The organism is Mycobacterium sp. TKK-01-0059 (assembly GCF_000709305.1).
GTDB classification, from domain to species: domain Bacteria; phylum Actinomycetota; class Actinomycetes; order Mycobacteriales; family Mycobacteriaceae; genus Mycobacterium; species Mycobacterium intracellulare.
Window position 1 is genome coordinate 394,474 of sequence record NZ_KL446994.1, and the last position, 20,044, is coordinate 414,517.

Sequence of the window (20,044 nt, forward strand, 5' to 3'; positions counted from 1 at the left end):
TCAACAATAGGCAAGTCGGCATAGGCTACGCGACCGTTACCCAGGATCGGCGCCGCTGACCTGGCGCCATACGGGTGACAGGGCTACCGCAGCGTCGCGCTGCCGTCCGCGGCGACGGCGACCTTGGCGCCACCGAGATCTTCACGCACCGAGGCCTGCACCGCGTCGGCGTCGGTGACCACCGCCAGCGCGCGCGACCCGTCGGGGGTGCGCACCGCCACAAAGGCCTTTTCCGGCCGTCCCTCGCGGTCATACGGCGTCGTCCACGCCTCGAGGGTGCCCACGCCTTCCCATTCCACCACCGCGTCGGTCGTCGGCTCCGCGTCGACCTCTGGTTGCGTGTCCTCCCAACGGAATTCGGCCGGCGGTTCGGTGCCGTAGACACCGAAGCTGTGTTTGGTCAGGTAGCCGCCGTTGGCGGTGATCAGACCGCGCCGGCCCGGATTGGCCACCAGCAACTCCGCCATGGTGGCTATCGAATGCATCACGTAGTTGCTCCACGGGCCGCCGGCGAACGTCAGTCCGCCGGTCACGGTCAGCGGCCGGGCGGGGTCGTCGACGCTCAGCCCGAGTTCGGCCGCCGCGACTTGCACCGCGGAGGGAAAGCACGAGTACAGGTCGACGTGATCGATGTCGTCGATGCCCAGGCCGGCCAGCTCGAGCGTCCGCGCGCCGGCGATCCGGATGGCCATGGACCGGTGCAGTTCGTGGCGCTCGGCGATGGACGGTGTGTCGTGCGCGTCGGTGCCCGCGTGCGGGTACACCCAGCGTTCGGCGGGGATTTTCAGCCTCCTGGCCTGCTCGACCGAGGTCAGAACGAGCGCCGCGCCCTGGTCGACCATGTTGTTGGAGTTCATCAACTTGGTGTAGGGCCAGCTGATCATCCGGTTCCGCGGGCCCACCCGGCGGATGTCGTCGGCACTGGACGGCGTGCGGATCCACGCGTGCGGGTTGTCCACCGCCACCGCGTTGAACCGCGCCCACAGCTCCCCGATGCGCTGGAGGTGATCGTCGATCGACTCGCCGCGCGCCACCCGCAGCGCCTGCTCGAACAAGGGGTAGACGTAGGCCGGGCGGTCCAGGGAAATCCTGATCTCGGCGTCGCCGGCCATCGGGACGTCGTTGCCGCTCACCTCGGCCATCGGGACCGAGCGGTCCTGTTCGGTCCACACCAGCTTGCCGCCCTGGGCCCGCAGACCGCGCCTGGTGCGCCAGGTTTCGGCGCCGGCCAGCAGCACGACGCCAGCGCGGCCGCCCTGGATGTCCAGGCAGGCCTGGTTGAGCAGCGATTGCGGCACATTGCCGCCGACCGGGCTGTACAGCGTGGTGAAATCCGAGGCGCCGATGCGCTGGCCCAATAACAGCCCGGGATCCCGATACTGGGCCGACAGGATGTTGACCACCCGGATCGAGTCGACCGCCTCGATCACCGCGGCGTCGGCGGCCCGCTCGACCGCGGCGACCATCAGGTCCATCGGTTCGACGGACCGCGTGGCCGGATCGATCTCGTCGCGGTGGTTGACCTGGCCATAGCCGATCAAAACCGGGGTCCTGGGGTCAGCGGTCATGCGTCGAACCTATCGGACCCCCGGCGTGCGGCTCGCCGCACAGTGGGGCGCGAGGGTGCGGCCGGCCGCACATTCGGGCGATCGCGGGGCGGCTCAGGCGTCGGCGGCCGGGCCGAACAGCACGCGGTCGTCGATCAGCCGCTGGATGTCGGTGGTGTTCATTCCCAGCACGTTTCGGCAGATCTCGACGGTGTCCTGCCCGGGCTGAGGCGCCGGGGCCCGCCGGGCCGACGGAATGTGGCGGTAGGGCGCCGGTCCCGTCTCGGCGGGCAGCGGGTTCTCGATCAGCGGATGAGCCATGGCGCTGTAGACGTTTCGCGCGATCAGCTGAGGGTCCTCGAGTATGTCGGGCGGACGGTTCATCGGCCCGGCCGGAACACCCGCCGACTGCAGCAGTTCGGCGGCCCGCAGCGGGGTGCGGGTGCGGGTCCACGCCGAGGCCCGTTCCACCAATTCGTCCCGATTGTCCAGCCGCGCTTCGCCGGTGGCGAAGCGCGGGTCGTCCGCCCATTCGGGATGGTCGAAAACCGAAGCGGCGTGCCGCCATTCGTCGTCCGTTCGGATCGAGATGACGCACCATTCGTCGTCACCGGCGCAGGGATAGACCGCGTGCAGGCTGGTGTCCTGGCGGATCCGGTCGATGCCCGCGGCCAGCGCGGCTTGCGTGACATACAGGGTGTCGAGCTGGTTGACCACGACTTCGGCCTGCGAGATGTGGACGTGGGCGCCGTTGCCCGTCCGGTCGCGGTGGATCAGCGCGGCCAGCGCGGCGATCGCGGTGACCCGGCCGACCACGTGGTCGGGGAACACCGTCGTCGCGTCGTAAAACGCGTGCCGCGCCGCCTCGGTCCCCTCCCCCGGGCCGTCGCTAGTCCAGAGCCGGGTGACGCCGGTCGTGGCCCGCACGAGCGGGCCGTACCCCAGCCGCGCGCTCCACGGCCCCGTGTCGCCGAACGCGCTGCTCTCGGCGAGCACGATCCGCGGGTTGAGGGCGCGCAGCTCGTCGTAGGAAAAACCCAGTGCGGTAAGGGTTCCCGGCTTGAAGTTGGCGAAGACCGCGTCGGCCTCGGCGACGAGCCGGCCGAAGATCTTCTTGCCCTCGGCGCTGCGCAGGTCCAGCCCCAAACCGCGGTTGTTGCGGTGCGTCCAGGCGAAGGACTCGCTCATGGCCTCGCCGACGCGGGCCTGCCGCAATCCGTCGGGGTAATCGGCGCTCTCGATTTTGATCACGTCGGCGCCCAGGTCACCGAACAGCCGGCTCAGCTCACCGCCGGCGACGATGATGCCCAGATCCAAAATCCGCAGTCCCGCAAAGGGATAGTCGCCGAGACGGCCCGACGCCGACGGCACCACCGACGGATTGCCGCGCCAGTACGGTTCGTCGTGGCCCGCGGCGGGCACCGGCGTGCGGAAACCCGCGCGCCGGCCGTCGACCACGAAATACCCGGTCGGCACGGCGGTCCGCACGCCGGGGACGAGCTCTGCCTCGGTGATCGCGCCGACCGCCTGGAAGTGATCCGAACCCAGAATCCGCGCCGGCGTCAGCACCGCGGCGATGGGCACCCCGTGCGCCTGTCCGGCGGCCACCAGATCCTTCATGCTCTGTCCGGCGAAAAGCTTCTCCAGCAGCTCGCTGATCTGCGGCCACACCGCGAATCGCGCGCCGATCACGTCGTATTTGAGATCTTGGAAGTCTTCCGGCTCCCCCAGCCAGCGCCGCAGGCCGCGCCACTGCCGGGGCGCCATCACGCACAGCCGGACGTAGCCGTCCCGGCAGGGGTAGATCGGGTAGGCGTCCTGGTTCTTCGGACGGCCCCGCCACCGCCCGGTGCGCCGGACGCCTGCGGCGGCCTGCCCGTGCGCGCCGAAGGCCGGGTCGAGGGCCATGACGACCGCGTCCAACCACGAGAAGTCGATGTAATCGCCGGTGCCGCAACGCAATCGGTTGTAGTACGCCGCGAGCGCGGCCCACGCCGCCTGGACGGCCGCGGTGGCCGACGCGATGCCGTCCGGCGGCAGCACCGGGGTGCCGGTGGTGGGGCCGGACCGCGACAGCGCGCCGCACATCGCGTACAGCACCGGATCCGTGGCGCGCCACGAGGACCGCGGGCCGGTCGCGCCGAAGTCGGTGACCGACAGCACCACCAGGTGCGGGTAGCGGGCGGCGAGCTCCTCGCCGGAGGTTCCGAACATGGCGCCGCGCTCGTCGGCGCCGGTGTCCACGACGATGTCGGCGTCGGCGGCCAAATCGAGGAAGCGGGCGCAGTCCTCGTCGTCGAACGGGTCGAGCACCGCGCTGCGCTTGTTGGCGTTGCGCACGGCGAACGGGATGCTGGCGCCGCGCAGCGTCGGCAGCGCGTCACGCGCCAGGCAGCCGCCCGGCGGTTCCACCTTCAACACGTCGGCGCCCAGATCGGCGAACAGACGGGTCACCACGTCGGCGACCCCGCCCGACAAGTCGAGGACGCGGACGGCATCGAGCAACCCGTCGACCATCTGCACACCGTACCTGCCTGGTCAGGGCGCTGCACGGCGGGCGCTCGCCCGCCTGACGGGTCGAGCATGCGGCCAAAATGCCGGGTGGGCAAGCGGATTCGGCGCTCATCCCCTCGGGTCGGCCCGAACGGCCACTCGGGGACTCGCGTGGGCTATCGTCACAGGCCGACCGCGACCCGTCGTCTAATGGAGGCAACCCGCTATGACCGCGCACTTGAGCTACGTCGAGGCCGTGGTGGTTGGCGCGTTCCAGGGCGTCACCGAGCTGTTCCCGGTCTCGAGCCTGGGGCACGCGGTGTTGGTGCCGGCACTCGTCGGCGGGCGGTGGGCGCAGGACCTCAGCGTCTCGGCCCCCCACTCGCCCTACCTCGCCTTCATCGTCGGCCTTCACGTCGCCACCGCCGCCGCCCTGCTGCTGTTCTTCTGGCGCGACTGGCTGCGCATCCTGTCGGGGTTCTTCTCGTCGCTGCGGTATCGCCGCATTCAGACGCCCGACGAGCGGCTGGCGTGGCTGATCGTGGTGGGCACCATCCCGGTGGGCCTGGCCGGCCTGGCGCTCGAGCAGCTTTTTCGGACGACGCTCGGCAAACCGATCCCGGCGGCGACGTTCCTGTTGCTCAACGGCATCGCCCTGTACGTGGGCGAGGTGTTGCGCCGCCGCATCGCGCCCGCGCCCGCGCCGGGACAGCCGGCGCCGTCCGATGCGGAGCTCGAACACGGCGACGAGGCCTCGGATCAGCGGCTGGCCCAGCTCCCGCTGCCGCGCGGCCTGGTGATCGGGGCCGCGCAGATCCTGGCCCTGTTCCCCGGTATCAGCCGGTCGGGGATCACGATCGTCGCCGGCCTGTGGCGCGGCCTGTCGCACGAGGACGCCGCGCGCTTCTCCTTCCTGCTCGCGACGCCGATCATCCTGGCCGCCGGGGTGTACAAGATCCCGGAGCTCTTCGGGCCGCTGGGCGCCGGCATCGGCGGCCAGGTGCTGGCGGGCAGCGTCGCCTCGTTCGTCTGCGCCTACCTGGCCGTGCGCTTCCTCACCCGCTATTTCCAGACCCGGACGCTGACCCCGTTCGCGATCTACTGTGCCCTGGCCGGCGCCGCCAGCCTGGTGTGGCTGGCCGTGCGCTGAACCTCGCCCGGTCCGACCGGCTGTTGCGCGGCCAGACTTCGAGTGCTGTGCTTACCGGATTGTCTAGTTGACACCCGTCAAGAATCTGGAAGGCACCGAACATGGCAGACACGGGTTCCCTCGGCCTCAAGGTCGTCGGCGGAAGAGTTCGCGACAAGGTGGTAGTCATCACCGGCGGAGCGCGGGGAATTGGGTTGGCCACCGCGACCGCGCTGCACAATCTGGGCGCCAAGGTCGCCATCGGCGACGTCGACGAGGTGCGGGTGAAGGAGTCGGGCGCCGACCTGGGCCTCGACGTGTACGGAAAACTCGACGTCACCGACCCGCAGTCGTTCGCCGATTTCCTCGACCAGGTCGAACGCCGGCTCGGCCCGATCGACGTGCTGATCAACAACGCCGGCATCATGCCGGTCGGCCGCATCGTCGACGAACCGGACGCGGTCACCCGGCGGATTCTGGACATCAACGTCTACGGCGTGATCCTGGGCAGCAAGCTGGCGGCCCAGCGCATGGTGCCCCGCGGCACAGGCCACGTCATCAACGTCGCCTCGCTGGCCGGGGAGCTCTACATCGTCGGGCTGGCGACCTACTGCGCCAGCAAGCATGCGGTGGTCGCGTTCACCGACTCGGCGCGGCTGGAGTACCGCTCGGCCGGGGTGAAGTTCTCCGCGGTGTTGCCGACGTTCGTCAACACCGAGCTCACCGCGGGCACCAAGGGGGCCAAGGGGTTCCGCAACGCCGAGCCCGCCGAGATCGCCGACGCCATCGTCAAGCTGGTGGCCCACCCCAAGCCGCGGGTGCGGATCACCAAGGCCGCGGGGGCGATGGTGGTGTCCCAGAAATTCTGGCCGCGCCGCATCGCCGAGGGCCTCAACCGGATGCTCGGCGGCGATCACGTCTTCACCGACGACGTCGACGTCGAAAAGCGGCAGGCGTACGAAGCCCGCGCCCGCGGCGAGGAGTAGCGGGAGGGATCGGTGGGAACAATCGGTGAGATGACCCACGCAACCGCGCTCTCCGACGACGAACTCGCGCTGATCGACAAGTACTGGCGTGCCGCCAATTATCTGTCGGTCGGGCAGATCTACCTGCTGGACAACCCGCTGCTCACCGAGCCGCTGACCATCGATCACGTCAAACCGCGGTTGCTGGGTCACTGGGGCACCACCCCCGGGCTCAATCTCGTCTACGCGCACCTGAACCGGGTCATCCGCCACCGCGACGCCGACGTCATCTACGTGACCGGGCCGGGGCACGGCGGACCGGGGCTGGTCGCCAACGCCTACCTCGAAGGCACCTACAGCGAGGTCTACACGGGCATAGAGGAGGACACCGAGGGCCTGCGCAAGCTGTTCCGGCAGTTCTCCTTCCCCGGCGGGATCCCCAGCCACGTCGCCGCCCAGACGCCGGGATCCATCCACGAGGGCGGCGAGCTCGGCTACGCGCTGGTGCACGCCTACGGCGCCGCCCTGGACAACCCGTATCTGGTGGTGGCCTGCGTCGTCGGTGACGGCGAGGCCGAAACCGGGCCGCTGGCCGCCAGCTGGCACTCCAACAAGTTCCTCAACCCCGTCACCGACGGCGCCGTGCTGCCGATCCTGGCGCTCAACGGCTACAAGATCGCCAACCCGACGGTGCTGGCCCGCATCCCGCACGCCGAACTGGAATCGCTGCTGCGCGGCTACGGGTACCGCCCGATCACGGTCGCCGGTGACGACCCGGCCGATGTGCATCGGCAACTTGCCGCCGCCCTCGACGACGCCTTCGACGACATCGCCGCCATCCAGGGTGCGGCCCGCGGCGGCAACGGGGTCGAGCGGCCCGTGTGGCCGATGATCGTGCTGCGTACCCCTAAGGGCTGGACCGGGCCAAAGATGGTGGACGGCAAGAAGGTTGAGGGCACCTGGCGCTCGCACCAGGTGCCGCTGGCCGCGACGCGCGACAACCCCGAACACCGTGCCCAGCTCGAAGAGTGGCTGCGCAGCTATGGGCCCGGGGAGCTTTTCGACGAAAACGGCCGGCTGCGGCCGGAGCTGCGGGCGCTGGCGCCCAGCGGGGATCGCCGGATGAGCGCCAACCCCCACGCCAACGGCGGGGTGTTGCTGCACGACCTCGACCTGCCCGACTTCCACGACTACGCCGTCGCCGTCGAGCGACCGGCGGCCGTCACGCACGAGGCGACCCGGGTGCTGGGCGGGTTCCTGCGCGACGTGATCGCCCGCAACAAGGACCGATTCCGGCTCATGGGGCCCGACGAGACGGCCTCCAACCGGCTCGACGCCGTCTACGGATCGACCGACAAGGTGTGGCTGTCCGAGATCGAGCCCGACGACGAGCACCTGGCGCCCGACGGCCGCGTCATGGAGGTGCTGTCCGAGCACCTGTGCCAGGGCTGGCTGGAAGGCTACCTGCTGACGGGGCGGCACGGCCTGTTCAACTGCTACGAGGCGTTCGTGCACATCGTCGACTCGATGCTGAACCAGCACGCGAAATGGCTTGCCACCAGCCGGGAATTGCCGTGGCGGCGGCCGATCGCGTCGCTGAACTACCTGCTGAGCTCGCACGTGTGGCGCCAAGACCACAACGGGGCGTCCCACCAGGACCCGGGGTTCATCGACCTCGTCGCCAACAAGCGACCCGAGCTCACGCGGGTGTACCTGCCGCCGGACGGCAACACGCTGCTGTCGGTGGCCGATCACTGCCTGCGCAGCCGCGACTACATCAACGTCATCGTCGCCGGCAAGCAGCCCGCGCTGGCCTATCTCGACATGGATGAGGCCATCGCGCACTGCACCCGCGGCCTGGGCATCTGGGAGTGGGCGAGCACCGCTCAATCTGTGGGCGACGACCCCGACGTGGTGCTGGCGTGCGCCGGGGACATCCCGACGCTCGAGACGCTGGCCGCCGCCGACATCCTGCGTTCCGAGCTGCCGGAGCTGGCCGTCCGGGTGGTCAACGTCGTCGACCTGATGCGGCTGCAGCCCGACACCGAGCACCCGCATGGCCTGCCGGACCGCGAATTCGACGCGTTGTTCACCCCGGACAGGCCGGTGATCTTCGCCTACCACGGCTATCCGTGGCTGATCCACCGGCTGACCTACAGCCGCACCAACCACGCGCATATGCACGTGCGCGGCTTCAAGGAACGCGGCACCACGACGACGCCCTTCGACATGGTGATGCTCAACGATTTGGACCGCTTCCATCTGGTCATGGATGTCATCGACCGGGTCGACGGATTGGCCAGCCGCGCCGCCATGCTGCGGCAGCGCATGGTCGACGCCCGCCTGGCCGCGCGGATGTACACCCGCGAGCACGGCGAGGACGACCCGAAGATTTCGGGGTGGACCTGGCAGCCGAGCGACTGAGATTCGCGTGACGGCAATCGCATTGGCCCGTCGCGCCGTGGGCCGCCGGTAGACTGGCCGGATGCATGAGGCCGGCACAGTCGACGTTCACCCTGTGGCGTCCGAGCTTTCGGCGCTGCACCGGTTCCGCATCCACCTGGACATCGCCGTCGTCGTGGTGGTTCTTGTCCTGACGGATTTGATCGCGCATTTCACCACGCCGTGGGCGAGCGTCGGCACGGTCCCGGCCGCCGCCGTCGGGCTGGTCATCTTGATGCGGTGCCGCGGTTTGGGTTGGGCGGATCTCGGCCTCGGCCGCGAGCACTGGAAGCCGGGACTGGGCTATGCGCTGGCGGCCGTGGCGGTGGTGGCCTCGGTGATCGCGGTCGGCGTGCTGCTGCCGGCGACCCGGCCGATGTTCCTGAACAACCGCTACGCCACGATCTCGGGCGCGATGGTCGCCTCGATGGTCATCATCCCGCTGCAGACCGTCATCCCCGAGGAGCTGGCGTTTCGGGGCGTCCTGCACGGCGCGCTCAACCGGGCGTGGGGTTTTCGCGGGGTCGCGCTGGCGGGCTCGCTGCTGTTCGGGCTGTGGCACGTGGCCACGTCGTTCGGACTGACCAGCAGCAACGTGGGCTTCACCCGGCTGTTCGGCGGCGGGATCGTCGGAATGCTGGCGGGGGTGGCCGGCGCCGTGGTGGCGACGGGAGCCGCGGGGTTCGTCTTCAGCTGGCTGCGCCGGCGCAGCGGCAGCCTGATCGCGCCGATCGCCTTGCACTGGTCCCTGAATGGGCTCGGTGCGCTCGCCGCCGCGTTCGTGTGGCACCTGTCCACCTGAGAACGGTCACACCAGCAGCACCGCCGCGCCCGCGATGCGCCCGGCGCTCAGATCCGTCAACGCCCGATCGGCTTGTCCGAGAGGATATTCGGGCGTGGTCACCTCGATGTGGTGCTCGCCCGCGAAATCGAGGAAGGCCCGCGCGTCGGCCCGGGTGTTGGAGGTGACCGACCGGACCTGGCGTTCCTGAAACAGGTGACGCTGGTAGTTCAACGCCGGGATATCCGACAGGTGGATCCCGGCGATCGCCAGCGTGCCACCGCGATCCAGCGCCTGCAGCGCGGGCAGCACCAGATCACCGACCGGGGCGAACAGGATCGCGGCGTCCAGCGGCGCCGGGGGCGGATCCGCCGCGTCCTGCGCGGAGGCGGCGCCGAGTTCCAACGCCAGCTCGCGGGCCCGGGCTCCGCGCGTCATTACGTGCACCTCTGCGCCCTGCGCGAGGGCGACCTGCGCGGTGATGTGCGCGCTGCCGCCGAAACCGTAGAGGCCTAGCCGTCCGCCGGGCGGCAGCTCGGCGCGAAGCAGCGAGCGGTAACCGATGATGCCCGCGCACAACAACGGGGCGAGTTCGCTGTCGCTGTACCCGCCGGGCAGGGGGTGCGCGAAAGCGGCCGGGACGGTGGCGAATTCGGCGTAGCCGCCGTCGGCGTCCCAGCCGGTGTAGCGGGATTTCGGGCACAGGTTCTCGTCGCCGCGGCGGCAGTACTTGCACACGCCACAGGTGTGGCGCAGCCAGGCGATACCCACCCGGTCCCCCACCCGGAACTTGTCGCCGGCCTCGGCGCCGATTTCGACGACCTCCCCCACCACCTCGTGCCCGGGCGTGACCCGTTCGCGGTGGACGAGAAGGTCGCCTCCGGTGACGTGCAGGTCGGTCCGGCACACCCCGCACGCGCGCACGGCCACCAGCAGTTCGGACGGGCCCGGCCGCGGCACCTCGGTGGTGACCTGCTCGAGCGGGCCGGTATCCATCGGCCCGGGTCGACGAACGCGCCAGGCGCGCATTGCCGTGGTGGTCACCGGTGATGCCATCGCTCCATCATGCCGCTAACCACCACGGCCGCAACGGGTTCGGCCTGCTAGGTCCTGCGTACCATGCCGACGATCCAGAGCAGGAGCAACGAGCCGAGCAGGGCGGTGAAGAAGGTGAAGAAGTAGCCGCCGCTGGCGGTGTCGACGAAGAAGCTCAGGATGAAACCGCCGACCAGCGCGCCCACGATGCCGATCACGATGTCCATCAGGATCCCGGCTCCGCTACCGCGGATGATCTTGCTGGCGATCGCACCGGCGATACCACCGATGATGATGTAACCGATCCAGCCGACGCTGGTGAGCGTGCTTGATCGAGCGAGGAATTCCGTAGCTGCCATGATGTCCATTGCGGGTCTCCTTGCAATCGCTGGCAAAGCCCAGCGCTTTGCTGGGCCGTCACTTCGGTATACCCAGTTTGGGTCACGAAACGAGTGCCGAATCGGAGACGGTTGACCAACCGATTTTCCGTCGGCCTATGTCAGGCCGAGCGAGTTTGCTGCGGTGCCGGCGCGGGGGTGGGGCTGACCTCCACGGCCGGCGCCTGGCCCGGGACCGGTGCCGGTGCCCCCGGAGCCGCCGGCGCTGCGGGAGCCCCCGGTGCGGGTGCCGGCGCGGGCGCCCCAGGAACCGCCGGTGCCGGCGCGGGCGCACCCGGAGCCGGCGGGGCTCCCGGAGCCGCTGGCGGAGCCGCCGGCGGTGTCCAGGCCTGGATCGACTCGGTGAGCGCCTTGGCCGCGCCCCGGTCCACCGGGTCGTTGGAGGTTCCGAGCCACACCACAAACCAGCGTTGCGCGTTCCCGCCGTTGGCCGAGCCGATCACGCCCGTCCAGATCTGGCCGTTCGGCTTGGAGGCGTCACTGAATTTGACCTCGTAGTACGACCCGCTCCCGGTGCTGCCGTTGGCGCCGGCGAGCGGGGTGCTCTCCTGGTTGATCCGCGTTCCGGGATAGGGCATGAAGAACTCACCCATGTCCGAACCCAGCCGCACCGCGGCCTTGGCGTTGTCGGCTTCCGCACTGGCGTAAAGCTTTTGGTCGAGGCGACCCATCACGATGCGGGTGTCGTTGGCAACCTGCGGCGGTTGGTCAGGCATCGGCGGCGGGCCGGTCACCTTGCTCAGCAGCGCCGAGCCGTAGTCCAGGTGGGAGGCGTCCGACTCGACCCAGCCGGCGGGCAGGACGTAGCTGAATCCACCCACGGCGTTGTTGATCCGCCCCGCGTTCGGGTCGACGGGCGGTGGTGGCGGCGCGTTGGGGTCGACGGGCGGTGGTGGGGGCGCGTTGGGGTCGACGGGCGGTGGCGGTGCCCCGTTGGGGGCCACGGCCGGTGGGACCGCGTTGGGATCACCCGGTGCCGGTTGCCCATTCGGCGCCGGAGCCGCAGGTGGCGCCGGCGCGGCGGGAGCGGCCGGAGCCGCGGGTGGCGCCGGCGCGGCCGGAGCGGCCGGGCTCGGCGGGACGGGGGTCGGGACTTCGGGATCGGCGCTCGAGGTCGCCGGCAACGCGATGGCGAGTGCGCTGGCACCACTCATCGTGGTGATCGCCAGCGTCGTCCACAGTCCTTTGCGGCGTGTCGAAATCGGTTCCACCTGCTCCATGGCGACGAACCTACCGTGTTACGGCTGTGACGCAAGGAGCTTTGCGGACTATCGCAGCGCAGTTGTGTCGATGTTGCCAATGTGCAACCTGCCGACTGCCCCGCGGACGGCGGACGCCGCCGGGCACTCCGCCGGTGGGCTCAGTGCGCGGCCGGATACAGCGTCACCTCATGGGCTTTCACGGAGAACCACACCCGGTCCCCCGGTGCCAGCCGCAACTCCGCGCCGGCGTCCGCGGTGATCTCGGCGGCCAGGCCGGGGGCGCCATCGGGTTGCTGGGCGCCGCGCACCAGCACCGCCGACCCGCGGACATCCATCTCGGCCACGGTGACTTCCACGGCGTTGCGGGGGCTGCCGTGCGGCCGGTCGCGATAGACGGCGACCACCGTGGGCGGGAACACCGCGATCGCATGCTGCTCCGGTGAGACCAGTTCGCCCCGCTCGGGTGCGGCGGCGTACCAGCGGTCGCCGCCGTGCGCGACCAGCGAGCCGTCGCGGTCGACCGTCCCATTGACCAGGTTGACACCGGCGATGCGGGCCGCGAAATGGCTGCGCGGCGCGGTGAGCACGTCGGGCACCGGCCCGATTTCGGCGACCTTGCCGGATTCGAGCACCAGCACCCGATCGGCCAACGTGAACACGTCGAGCAGGTCGTGGGTGACCAGGATCGCGGCGCAGCCGCTGCGGGTGACGACCGCGCGCAGCACCGCCCGGATCGCCGCGGCCGCGGCGACGTCGAGCCCGGCCAGGGGCTCATCGAGCAGCAACACGTCGGGTTCGGCCGCCAGCGCCCTAGCAATGGCGACCCGCTGAGCCTGCCCGCCGGAGAGCTGTCGCGGTTTGCGGTCGGCGAGCCGCTCGGCGTCCACCTCGCGCAGCCAGCGGGCCGCCGTCGCTTTCTGCGTCGCGCGGCCCGGACGCAGGCTCGCGCGACGATTGTGCGGTCCGAACGCGACGTTGGCGGCAACCGTCATGTGGGGGAACAGCAATGCGTCTTGCAGCAGCAGCCCCACTCGGCGGTCGTGCGTCGGGACGTCGATCCCGGCCGCGGTGTCGGTCAAGACCCGATCGCCCAGCCGCACCGTCCCGTGGTCGGGTCGAAGGAGGCCCGCGATGACATGCAGGACAGTCGATTTGCCCGCGCCGTTGGGCCCGAGCACCGCAAGCACCTCCCCCGCGGACACCGAGAACTCCACATCCACCTGGCGGTCGGCGACGACCGCGCGCAGCTGCAATTCGCTCATGGCCCGGCCCTACCTCGCGTCCGCCCCGGTCAGCCGGCGTGTGCCCAGCCCCACCACCACCAGGGCCGCCACCACGACCAGCAGGAGCGACAACGCCACGGCCGCGTCGGCGTCAGTCACCCGCTGCAAATAGATCTCCAGCGGCAGCGTGCGGGTCACCCCCTGCCGCGAGCCGGCGAAGGTCAGGGTGGCGCCGAACTCCCCCAGCGAGCGGGCGAACGCCAGCACCGCGCCCGAAGCGACGCCCGGCGCCAACAGCGGCAAGGTGACGCGCCACCAGACCGCGCTGGGCCGCGCCCCGAGCGTCGCGGCCACCACCTCCAAGTCGGCCCCCGCGGTACGCGCCGCGCCCTCGAGGGAAATCACCAGGAACGGCAGCGAGACGAACGTCTGCGCCAGCACCACGGCGGTCGTGCTGAACGCGATGCTGATGCCCGCGGCCTGCAGGTACTGGCCGAGCAGTCCGAGCCGCCCGAACGCATAGAGCAAGGCGATGCCCCCGACGACGGGGGGCAGCACCAGCGGCAGCAGGATCAACGGCCGCAGCAACCGCACCAGTCGCGCCGTGCTGCGCGCCAGCACCAGCGCCATCGGCACGCCCAGCGCCACGCACAACACCGTGCTGGCGGTCGCGGTCCGAAGGCTGAGCGCCAGCGCGGTGCGCGACGAGGGGCTCGTGATCAGCGACCAGAAATGCGGCCAGTCGACCTTCACCGCGACGGCCAGCAATGGCAGCCCCACGAAGACGGTCCCGACGGCCGCGGGCAGGTACACCCAGCGGGGCAGATCCGTGCTGTGCGCGCTAATACCTAGCCTCCTGCCGACGGCCACCTTGACAAGTCCGCGGAACCCGCTCACCCGCTCCTCGCATTACACCGGAACGGCGTGCGCGGCGCGCCGCAGTGGGGCGGGACCCGCCGACGCCGGCGGTAAGTGGTGGCCCGGTGACTGGTGGTCACCCGGTGCGCGAGAATGGTTTTGCGCGGCCATCGCCGCGGGTAGCCGGAAGGTCACCGTCAGGACGAAGGTGCTTGGATGCCATCTGAACAGGCGCCGCCCCCGCCCAAATCGGCGCCGGGCTGGTACCCCGATCCCGCCGGGGTAGGCCATGGGCTGCAACGGTATTTCGACGGGACCAATTGGACCAGCGAATGGGCCTTCGCCACGGAACCGCCCAAGAAGGGCCTTTCCGGGAAGGTGGCCCTGGCGCTGTCTGTACTCACCGTGCTGGTTCTCCTCGTGATCGTCGGCAAAAGCTGGGGATTCGAACGAAACGACAGCCAACTGCCCTCGTCCGCACCGTCGACACCGACCGAGGCGGCGCCGTCGACGCCGGCCGGTCCCAAGAAGCCCGACGGCGTCACCTTCACGACCACTCAAGGCCCGGACGGCGAAATCGTCGACGCTCGATTCGCCATTCGGGACAACTACACCGAGCTGCTGATCAAAGACGGTGCGCGGCTGGACACCATCGACATTCTCAGGTACGCCCGAGCGACCTACCCCGATGCTTCCGCGGTGAACGTTCAGGGCACGTTCCCGATGACCGACCCGTACGGCAACACCTCGACCCAGGTCGCCATCGACCTCACCTACTCGCGGGCGACGTTGAACAAGATCAACTTCGACGGCGTGACCAAGAACAGCATCTGGGAGATCCGCGATTCCGGCTCGATTCTTCCGGCCTTCCAGCCCTAGCCGAGGGCGTTCGCCGCGTTGCGGTGAGGACGAAGGTCAGGGCTTGGCGAAGCCGGCCTGGGCCAGGATCTGCTGGCCGGCCGCGGAGGTCACCAGGTCGACGAACTTCCGCGCCTGGGTGGGATGGGCGGCCTTGTTCAGCACCGCGATGGGATAGACGTTCACCGCGCCGGCGGCCTCGGGGAAGGTCACGGTCGCGACCCTGCTCCCGGCCGTCTTGGCGTCGGTGACGTAGACCAGCGCGGCGTCGGCCTGGCCGCTGGTGACCTTGTTGAGGGCGTCCGTCACGCTGAGTTCCTCGCTGACCGGGTTGAGGCGCACCCCGGTGCTGTCTTCGACGCGATGGGTGGCCGACCCGCACGGCACCGGCCGCTGGCAGGTCACCACGTTCAGCCCGGGCTTGGCCAGATCGGCGAAGGATCCGATCTGCTTCGGGTTGCCCGGCGCGGTGACGATGACCAGTGTGTTCGACGCGAAGGTCCGCGGGGCGCCGCTGAGCAGGCCCGCCTTGTTGACCGTGTCCATCTGCGCGGTGTCGGCCGACGCGAAGACGTCGGCGGTCGCGCCCTGCGTCAACTGGGTGGCCAGCTCGGAGGAGCCGGCGAACTCGAATTCGACGCCGCTGCCCGGGTTTTCGGCCGTGAACTGCTGGCCCAGCCGGGTGAACACCGGCTTGAGCGACGCGGCGGCGAACACCATCACTTTCCCGGACGCCTGCGGCGACTGCGCCGGCGGCCGCGTGGACCCACACCCGACCACCGCCAGCAACACCGCCGAAAACAACCCGGTCAGGAACCCGATCCGACACATGGATGCACCCTAGCCCGCCGACGATGCGGACCCCCTGGCGGCCGAATCGCCGCAAAAAGTGACGCACAAATAGTTACCCAAATGATCCGCGCGTCGCGGCGGCAAAAATTTCGCCAGCTAGCTACTGTCCAGTAACATATACGGGGATTGACGCCATAACGCGCTGAGGTCCCAGGCAGAGGAGGTCATGGCAGTGGAGGTACTGGTTACCGGCGGAGACACGGAGCTGGGACGCGCGGTGGCCGAGGGCTTCCGCGACGACGGCCACAAAGTGACCCTCGTGGGCGCGCGCAAGAGCGATCTGGAGATCGCCGCCAAGGAGCTCGAGGTGGAGGCGATCGTCTGCGACACCACCGACCCGGCCAGCCTCGAAGAGGCTCGCCCGCTGTTCCCCCACCACCTGGACACCATCGTCAACGTGCCGGCGCCCACCTGGGAGGCCGGCGACCCGCGCACCTACTCGATCGCCGACACCGCCAACGCGTGGCGCAAAGCGCTTGACGCGACGGTGCTTTCGGCGGTGCTGACGCTGCAGACCGTGGGCGATCATCTGCGCTCGGGCGGGTCGATCATCAGCGTGGTACCCGAGAACCCGCCGGCGGGCAGCGCCGACGCCGCAATCAAAGCGACGCTGGCGAATTGGACCGCCGGGCAGGCGAGCGTCTTCGGCACCCGTGGAATCACCGTCAACGCCGTCGCCAGTGGGCGCAGCGCCCAGGCGGGCTACGACGGTCTCACCCGCACCCCCGCCCCGGTGGCCGCCGAGGTCGCCCGCCTGGCGCTGTTCTTGACCACATCGGCGGCACGCCACATCACCGGTCAGACGTTGCACGTGAGCCACGGCGCGCTGGCTCAGTTCGCCTGAGGCGTAACCCGCGCCCGTCGCAAACCCTTCTTCCGTGCCCGGCCGATCGCTACGGTGATCAGCGTCGTCGAGGCGGCCGGCGCGGCGGTGCGCCCGCTCGTCGGGCTGTGGGCCCTACGCGGCTCGCGGATTCGTCGTGGCGCGGTAATACTTCCCGAATAGCGTTTACCTGCGCCACGGTCGCGCAGCGCAGAAGAAAAGCCGGGGAGGCCATGAAGAAACGAGCATGGGCCGCGCTTGCCGTCGGCGTGGCGTTGGCGCCGGCCCCCCTCGCGCATGCTGACGACAACTGGATCGCCATGGCGATATCGGACTCCACCGGGCACATCAGCATCGCCGATGGCGCGGCCAGCCAGGGCGCAGCCGAAAAGGCGGCCATGGATACGTGCCGCAAGAGCATCAGCGACTGTCGTCTGCTGGCCAGCGGCCAGGGCGGCTGCATGGCGCTCGCCTTGAACGGCGCCAAATCCCGATATTTCGGGGGCTGGGGTCCGACCCGCGAGGACGCCGAGGCGGCGGCGCTGGCGCGCGCACCCGGGGGAATGGTCCAGGCCGGCCACGACCACTGCGCGGGAGAAGGCGCCCCTCAGTGACGGCCACGCGATGCGCGGCGCTGCTGTCTCTGCGGGATTGATAACTTCACCACAGTGCGGTCGACGACCAGGCGTGATGCGCACGGTGTGGTTGATCACACATGTTGCGAGTTAGGTTGCGGGGTATCCGCCTGACTAGCGTGGTTGCTAGTTGCAATCGCGCGTCCAAAAGCCCTCGTCAGGAGCAGCGGAAACATGAGCCCCCAGCCAGGTAACGCAGCTGGACCGAAGCGTCGCCACCAGGTCGTCATCATCGGGTCGGGCTTCGGGGGGCTCAACGCTGCCAAGAAACTCAAGCACGCCAACGTCGACATCAAACTGATCGCCCGCACCACGCACCACCTCTTCCAGCCGCTGCTGTACCAGGTGGCGACGGGCATCGTGTCCGAAGGCGACATCGCCCCGCCCACCCGGGTCGTGCTGCGCCGGCAGCGCAACGTCCAGGTGTTGCTCGGCGACGTCACGCACATCGACCTGGCGGGCAAGTTCGTCGTGTCGGATCTGCTCGGCCACACCTACGAAACCCCTTACGACAGCTTGATTGTCGCCGCGGGCGCGGGCCAGTCGTATTTCGGCAACGACCATTTCGCCGAGTTCGCCCCGGGCATGAAGTCGATCGACGACGCGCTCGAGGTCCGCGGGCGGATCCTGAGCGCCTTCGAACAGGCCGAACGGTCCCGTGATCCGGAGCGACGTGCCAAGCTGTTGACCTTCACCGTGATCGGGGCCGGACCCACCGGCGTCGAAATGGCCGGGCAGATCGCGGAATTGGCGACCTACACGCTCAAAGGCTCGTTCCGCCACATCGACTCCACCAAGGCGCGCGTGATCCTGCTCGACGCCGCCCCGGCGGTGCTGCCGCCCTTCGGTGACAAGCTGGGCCAGCGGGCCGCCGACCGGCTGGAAAAGATGGGCGTGGAGATTCAGCTGGGCGCCATGGTCACCGACGTCGACCGCAACGGCATCACCGTCAAGGACTCCGACGGCACCGTCCGGCGCATCGAATCCGCTTGCAAGGTATGGTCCGCCGGCGTTTCGGCCAGTCCGCTGGGCCGCGACCTCGCCGACCAGTCGACGGTCGAACTCGACCGGGCCGGTCGGGTCAAGGTGCTGCCCGACCTGTCCGTGCCGGGCCACCCCGACGTGTTCGTCATCGGCGACCTGGCCGCGGTCGAAGGCGTGCCGGGAGTCGCCCAGGGCGCCATCCAGGGCGCCAAGTACGTGGCCAGCACGATCAAGGCCGAGCTCGACGGCGCCAACCCGGCCGAGCGGGAACCGTTCCAGTATTTCGACAAGGGGTCGATGGCCACGGTGTCGCGGTTTTCCGCGGTGGCCAAGATCGGCCCGGTCGAATTCAGCGGCCTGTTCGCCTGGTTCGCGTGGCTGGTGCTGCACCTGGTCTACCTGGTCGGGTTCAAGACCAAGATCAGCACGCTGCTGTCGTGGACGGTGACGTTCCTGAGCACGCGACGGGGCCAGCTCACCATCACCGAGCAGCAGGCGTTCGCCCGCACCCGGCTCGAACAGCTGGCGGTGCTCGCGGCGGAGACCAAGCGCCCCGTCGCCAGGCGGGCGAGCTAGCGAAACTCGTTGCCCGGCAGCGGGATTCGACGCACCGGGCGTCCTCTGCTCAGCCCTCGCGAAGCTCGAGATTCTGCAGGCGCACCTGGCCCCGGGCGACCACGCGGTCGTCGTCGTCGGTGATGGTGACCAACCACAACTGCTGGCTCCGGCCCCGGTGGATCGGTTCGACCCTGCCGTACACCATGCCCGAGCCGATCGAGCGCAGGAAGTCGGTGTTGTTGTTGACTCCCACGACATTTCCGCCGCCGCGGGTGGCCAGCCAGGTATAGGCCGCCACGCTGGCCATGCTTTCGATCATCGAGCAGTAGACGCCGCCGTGCACCAGCCCCATCGGCTGCAACAGCTTGGGCGTCACCTCGAGTTGGGCGCGGGCGCCGTCGGGGCTGAGTTCGGTGAACTGCAAGCCGATCTCGCGGTCGAACGGCGCGGAGAAATGCGGCGGGATGATCGTTTCCTGCGGCTCTGGCACGTCCCTGTGTCTACACCATCGCGTGCGGGACGGCTTTGGCGGCAGCACAACTCGCGGGACACACCCCGAAAACGGCTGAGCCCCGTGCACAGGGCACGGGGCTCGCCGATCGAGTAAGACCGGGGGTCACTGCAGCCCTCAGGACTCTCACGCGGTCCGTTTATCGCTCGACTCGATTAGCATAGGCAAGGCTGCCCTAACTTTGCAAGGGGTATGGTTCGACTTGTTCGCGACGGGGCGTGCGCGGTGGCCGGCACAGAGATTTGTCAGCTTTCCGTACGACGGTCGGTAGTAAGCGGGAGTAGTCTGGTTTCGACGCTCAGGAGATGAACGAACTATGGCCAAACTGACACGGCTGGGGGATCTGGAACGGGCCGTCATGGACCATCTGTGGTCCGCGCCCGAGCCTCAGACGGTGCGCCAGGTCCATGAGGCATTGTCGGCGCAGCGCGACCTCGCCTACACCACGATCATGACCGTGCTGCAGCGGCTGGCCAAGAAGAACCTGGTCTCCCAGATCCGCGACGACCGGGCACACCGGTACGCCCCCGTGCACGGCCGCGACGAACTCGTCGCCGGCCTCATGGTGGACGCGCTGGCCCAGGCCGAGGATTCCGGCGGCCGGCAGGCCGCGCTGGTGCACTTCGTCGAGCGCGTCGGCGCCGACGAGGCCGAGGCGCTGCGGCGCGCTCTCGCCGAACTGGAAGCCAATCAACGCAACAACTCGCCATCTGCTGGCGCAGGCCCGGAGGGCTGAGAGACACTAACAGT

Annotated in this window: 18 protein-coding genes; 9 read left to right on the forward strand and 9 right to left on the reverse strand. The window is 69.5% G+C overall.

Going from position 1 to position 20,044, the window contains the following annotated elements; genetic code table 11:
- Positions 1-83 precede the first annotated feature (83 nt).
- Positions 84-1,568 carry an acetyl-CoA acetyltransferase gene (locus K883_RS21120; RefSeq protein WP_008256909.1) on the reverse strand — a complete coding sequence of 495 codons (1,485 nt, stop codon included), beginning with the start codon at positions 1,566-1,568 and terminating at the stop codon, positions 84-86.
- A gap of 93 nt (positions 1,569-1,661) precedes the next feature.
- On the reverse strand, positions 1,662-4,070 hold the full coding sequence (locus tag K883_RS21125; protein WP_020822583.1) for a CaiB/BaiF CoA-transferase family protein: 2,409 nt from the start codon (positions 4,068-4,070) through the stop codon (positions 1,662-1,664).
- A gap of 196 nt (positions 4,071-4,266) precedes the next feature.
- Here K883_RS21125 and K883_RS21130 point away from each other — a divergent pair, with 196 nt between their 5' ends.
- From K883_RS21130 to K883_RS21145, 4 genes are all read left to right on the forward strand, one after another.
- Positions 4,267-5,190, forward strand: a complete 924-nt coding sequence (locus tag K883_RS21130; protein WP_008256912.1) for an undecaprenyl-diphosphate phosphatase — start codon at positions 4,267-4,269, stop codon at positions 5,188-5,190.
- Positions 5,191-5,291: 101 nt separating this feature from the next.
- Positions 5,292-6,155, forward strand: a complete 864-nt coding sequence (locus K883_RS21135) for an SDR family oxidoreductase (protein ID WP_008256916.1) — start codon at positions 5,292-5,294, stop codon at positions 6,153-6,155.
- A gap of 30 nt (positions 6,156-6,185) precedes the next feature.
- Complete coding sequence (locus tag K883_RS21140) at positions 6,186-8,558, forward strand: phosphoketolase family protein (protein WP_008256918.1); 2,373 nt, start codon at positions 6,186-6,188, stop codon at positions 8,556-8,558.
- A 61-nt stretch (positions 8,559-8,619) separates the two neighbouring features.
- Positions 8,620-9,378 carry a CPBP family intramembrane glutamic endopeptidase gene (locus K883_RS21145; protein ID WP_008256920.1) on the forward strand — a complete coding sequence of 253 codons (759 nt, stop codon included), beginning with the start codon at positions 8,620-8,622 and terminating at the stop codon, positions 9,376-9,378.
- Between the two features lie 6 nt (positions 9,379-9,384).
- Here the strand turns inward: K883_RS21145 and K883_RS21150 are convergent, their stop codons facing one another.
- The 5 genes from K883_RS21150 to K883_RS21170 all read right to left on the reverse strand — a co-directional run bounded on the left by K883_RS21150 (position 9,385) and on the right by K883_RS21170 (position 14,061).
- Positions 9,385-10,413, reverse strand: coding sequence for a zinc-binding alcohol dehydrogenase family protein (locus K883_RS21150; protein WP_008256921.1), 1,029 nt, complete (start codon positions 10,411-10,413; stop codon positions 9,385-9,387).
- A gap of 47 nt (positions 10,414-10,460) precedes the next feature.
- Positions 10,461-10,760, reverse strand: coding sequence for a GlsB/YeaQ/YmgE family stress response membrane protein (locus K883_RS21155; protein WP_008256923.1), 300 nt, complete (start codon positions 10,758-10,760; stop codon positions 10,461-10,463).
- Positions 10,761-10,891: 131 nt separating this feature from the next.
- Positions 10,892-12,010 (reverse strand): alanine and proline-rich secreted protein Apa, encoded by a 1,119-nt coding sequence (locus tag K883_RS21160; RefSeq protein WP_008256924.1) that lies wholly within the window; start codon positions 12,008-12,010, stop codon positions 10,892-10,894.
- Between the two features lie 140 nt (positions 12,011-12,150).
- Positions 12,151-13,254, reverse strand: a complete 1,104-nt coding sequence (locus K883_RS21165) for a sulfate/molybdate ABC transporter ATP-binding protein (protein WP_008256926.1) — start codon at positions 13,252-13,254, stop codon at positions 12,151-12,153.
- A gap of 9 nt (positions 13,255-13,263) precedes the next feature.
- Entirely contained in the window at positions 13,264-14,061 is a 798-nt protein-coding gene (locus K883_RS21170; protein ID WP_170320594.1) for an ABC transporter permease, read from the reverse strand.
- Between the two features lie 228 nt (positions 14,062-14,289).
- On the opposite strand from K883_RS21170, the gene K883_RS21175 reads away from it, so the two are divergent.
- Positions 14,290-14,952 (forward strand): DUF2510 domain-containing protein, encoded by a 663-nt coding sequence (locus tag K883_RS21175; RefSeq protein WP_008256930.1) that lies wholly within the window; start codon positions 14,290-14,292, stop codon positions 14,950-14,952.
- 36 nt (positions 14,953-14,988) lie between these two features.
- Here the strand turns inward: K883_RS21175 and modA are convergent, their stop codons facing one another.
- A complete protein-coding gene (modA, locus tag K883_RS21180) occupies positions 14,989-15,762 on the reverse strand; it encodes a molybdate ABC transporter substrate-binding protein (RefSeq protein ID WP_008256932.1) in 774 nt (257 codons plus the stop codon).
- 187 nt (positions 15,763-15,949) lie between these two features.
- On the opposite strand from modA, the gene K883_RS21185 reads away from it, so the two are divergent.
- The 3 genes from K883_RS21185 (at position 15,950) to K883_RS21195 (ending at position 18,801) form a co-directional block, all read left to right on the forward strand.
- A complete protein-coding gene (locus K883_RS21185) occupies positions 15,950-16,627 on the forward strand; it encodes an SDR family oxidoreductase (protein WP_008256934.1) in 678 nt (225 codons plus the stop codon).
- Between the two features lie 212 nt (positions 16,628-16,839).
- Positions 16,840-17,220 carry a DUF4189 domain-containing protein gene (locus K883_RS21190; RefSeq protein WP_008256936.1) on the forward strand — a complete coding sequence of 127 codons (381 nt, stop codon included), beginning with the start codon at positions 16,840-16,842 and terminating at the stop codon, positions 17,218-17,220.
- A 195-nt stretch (positions 17,221-17,415) separates the two neighbouring features.
- Positions 17,416-18,801, forward strand: a complete 1,386-nt coding sequence (locus K883_RS21195; RefSeq protein ID WP_008256938.1) for an NAD(P)/FAD-dependent oxidoreductase — start codon at positions 17,416-17,418, stop codon at positions 18,799-18,801.
- Positions 18,802-18,850: 49 nt separating this feature from the next.
- Here K883_RS21195 and K883_RS21200 read toward each other — a convergent pair whose 3' ends face one another.
- Entirely contained in the window at positions 18,851-19,273 is a 423-nt protein-coding gene (locus K883_RS21200; RefSeq protein WP_008256940.1) for a PaaI family thioesterase, read from the reverse strand.
- A 337-nt stretch (positions 19,274-19,610) separates the two neighbouring features.
- Here K883_RS21200 and K883_RS21205 point away from each other — a divergent pair, with 337 nt between their 5' ends.
- Positions 19,611-20,030, forward strand: a complete 420-nt coding sequence (locus tag K883_RS21205) for a BlaI/MecI/CopY family transcriptional regulator (RefSeq protein ID WP_008256945.1) — start codon at positions 19,611-19,613, stop codon at positions 20,028-20,030.
- Positions 20,031-20,044 lie beyond the last annotated feature (14 nt).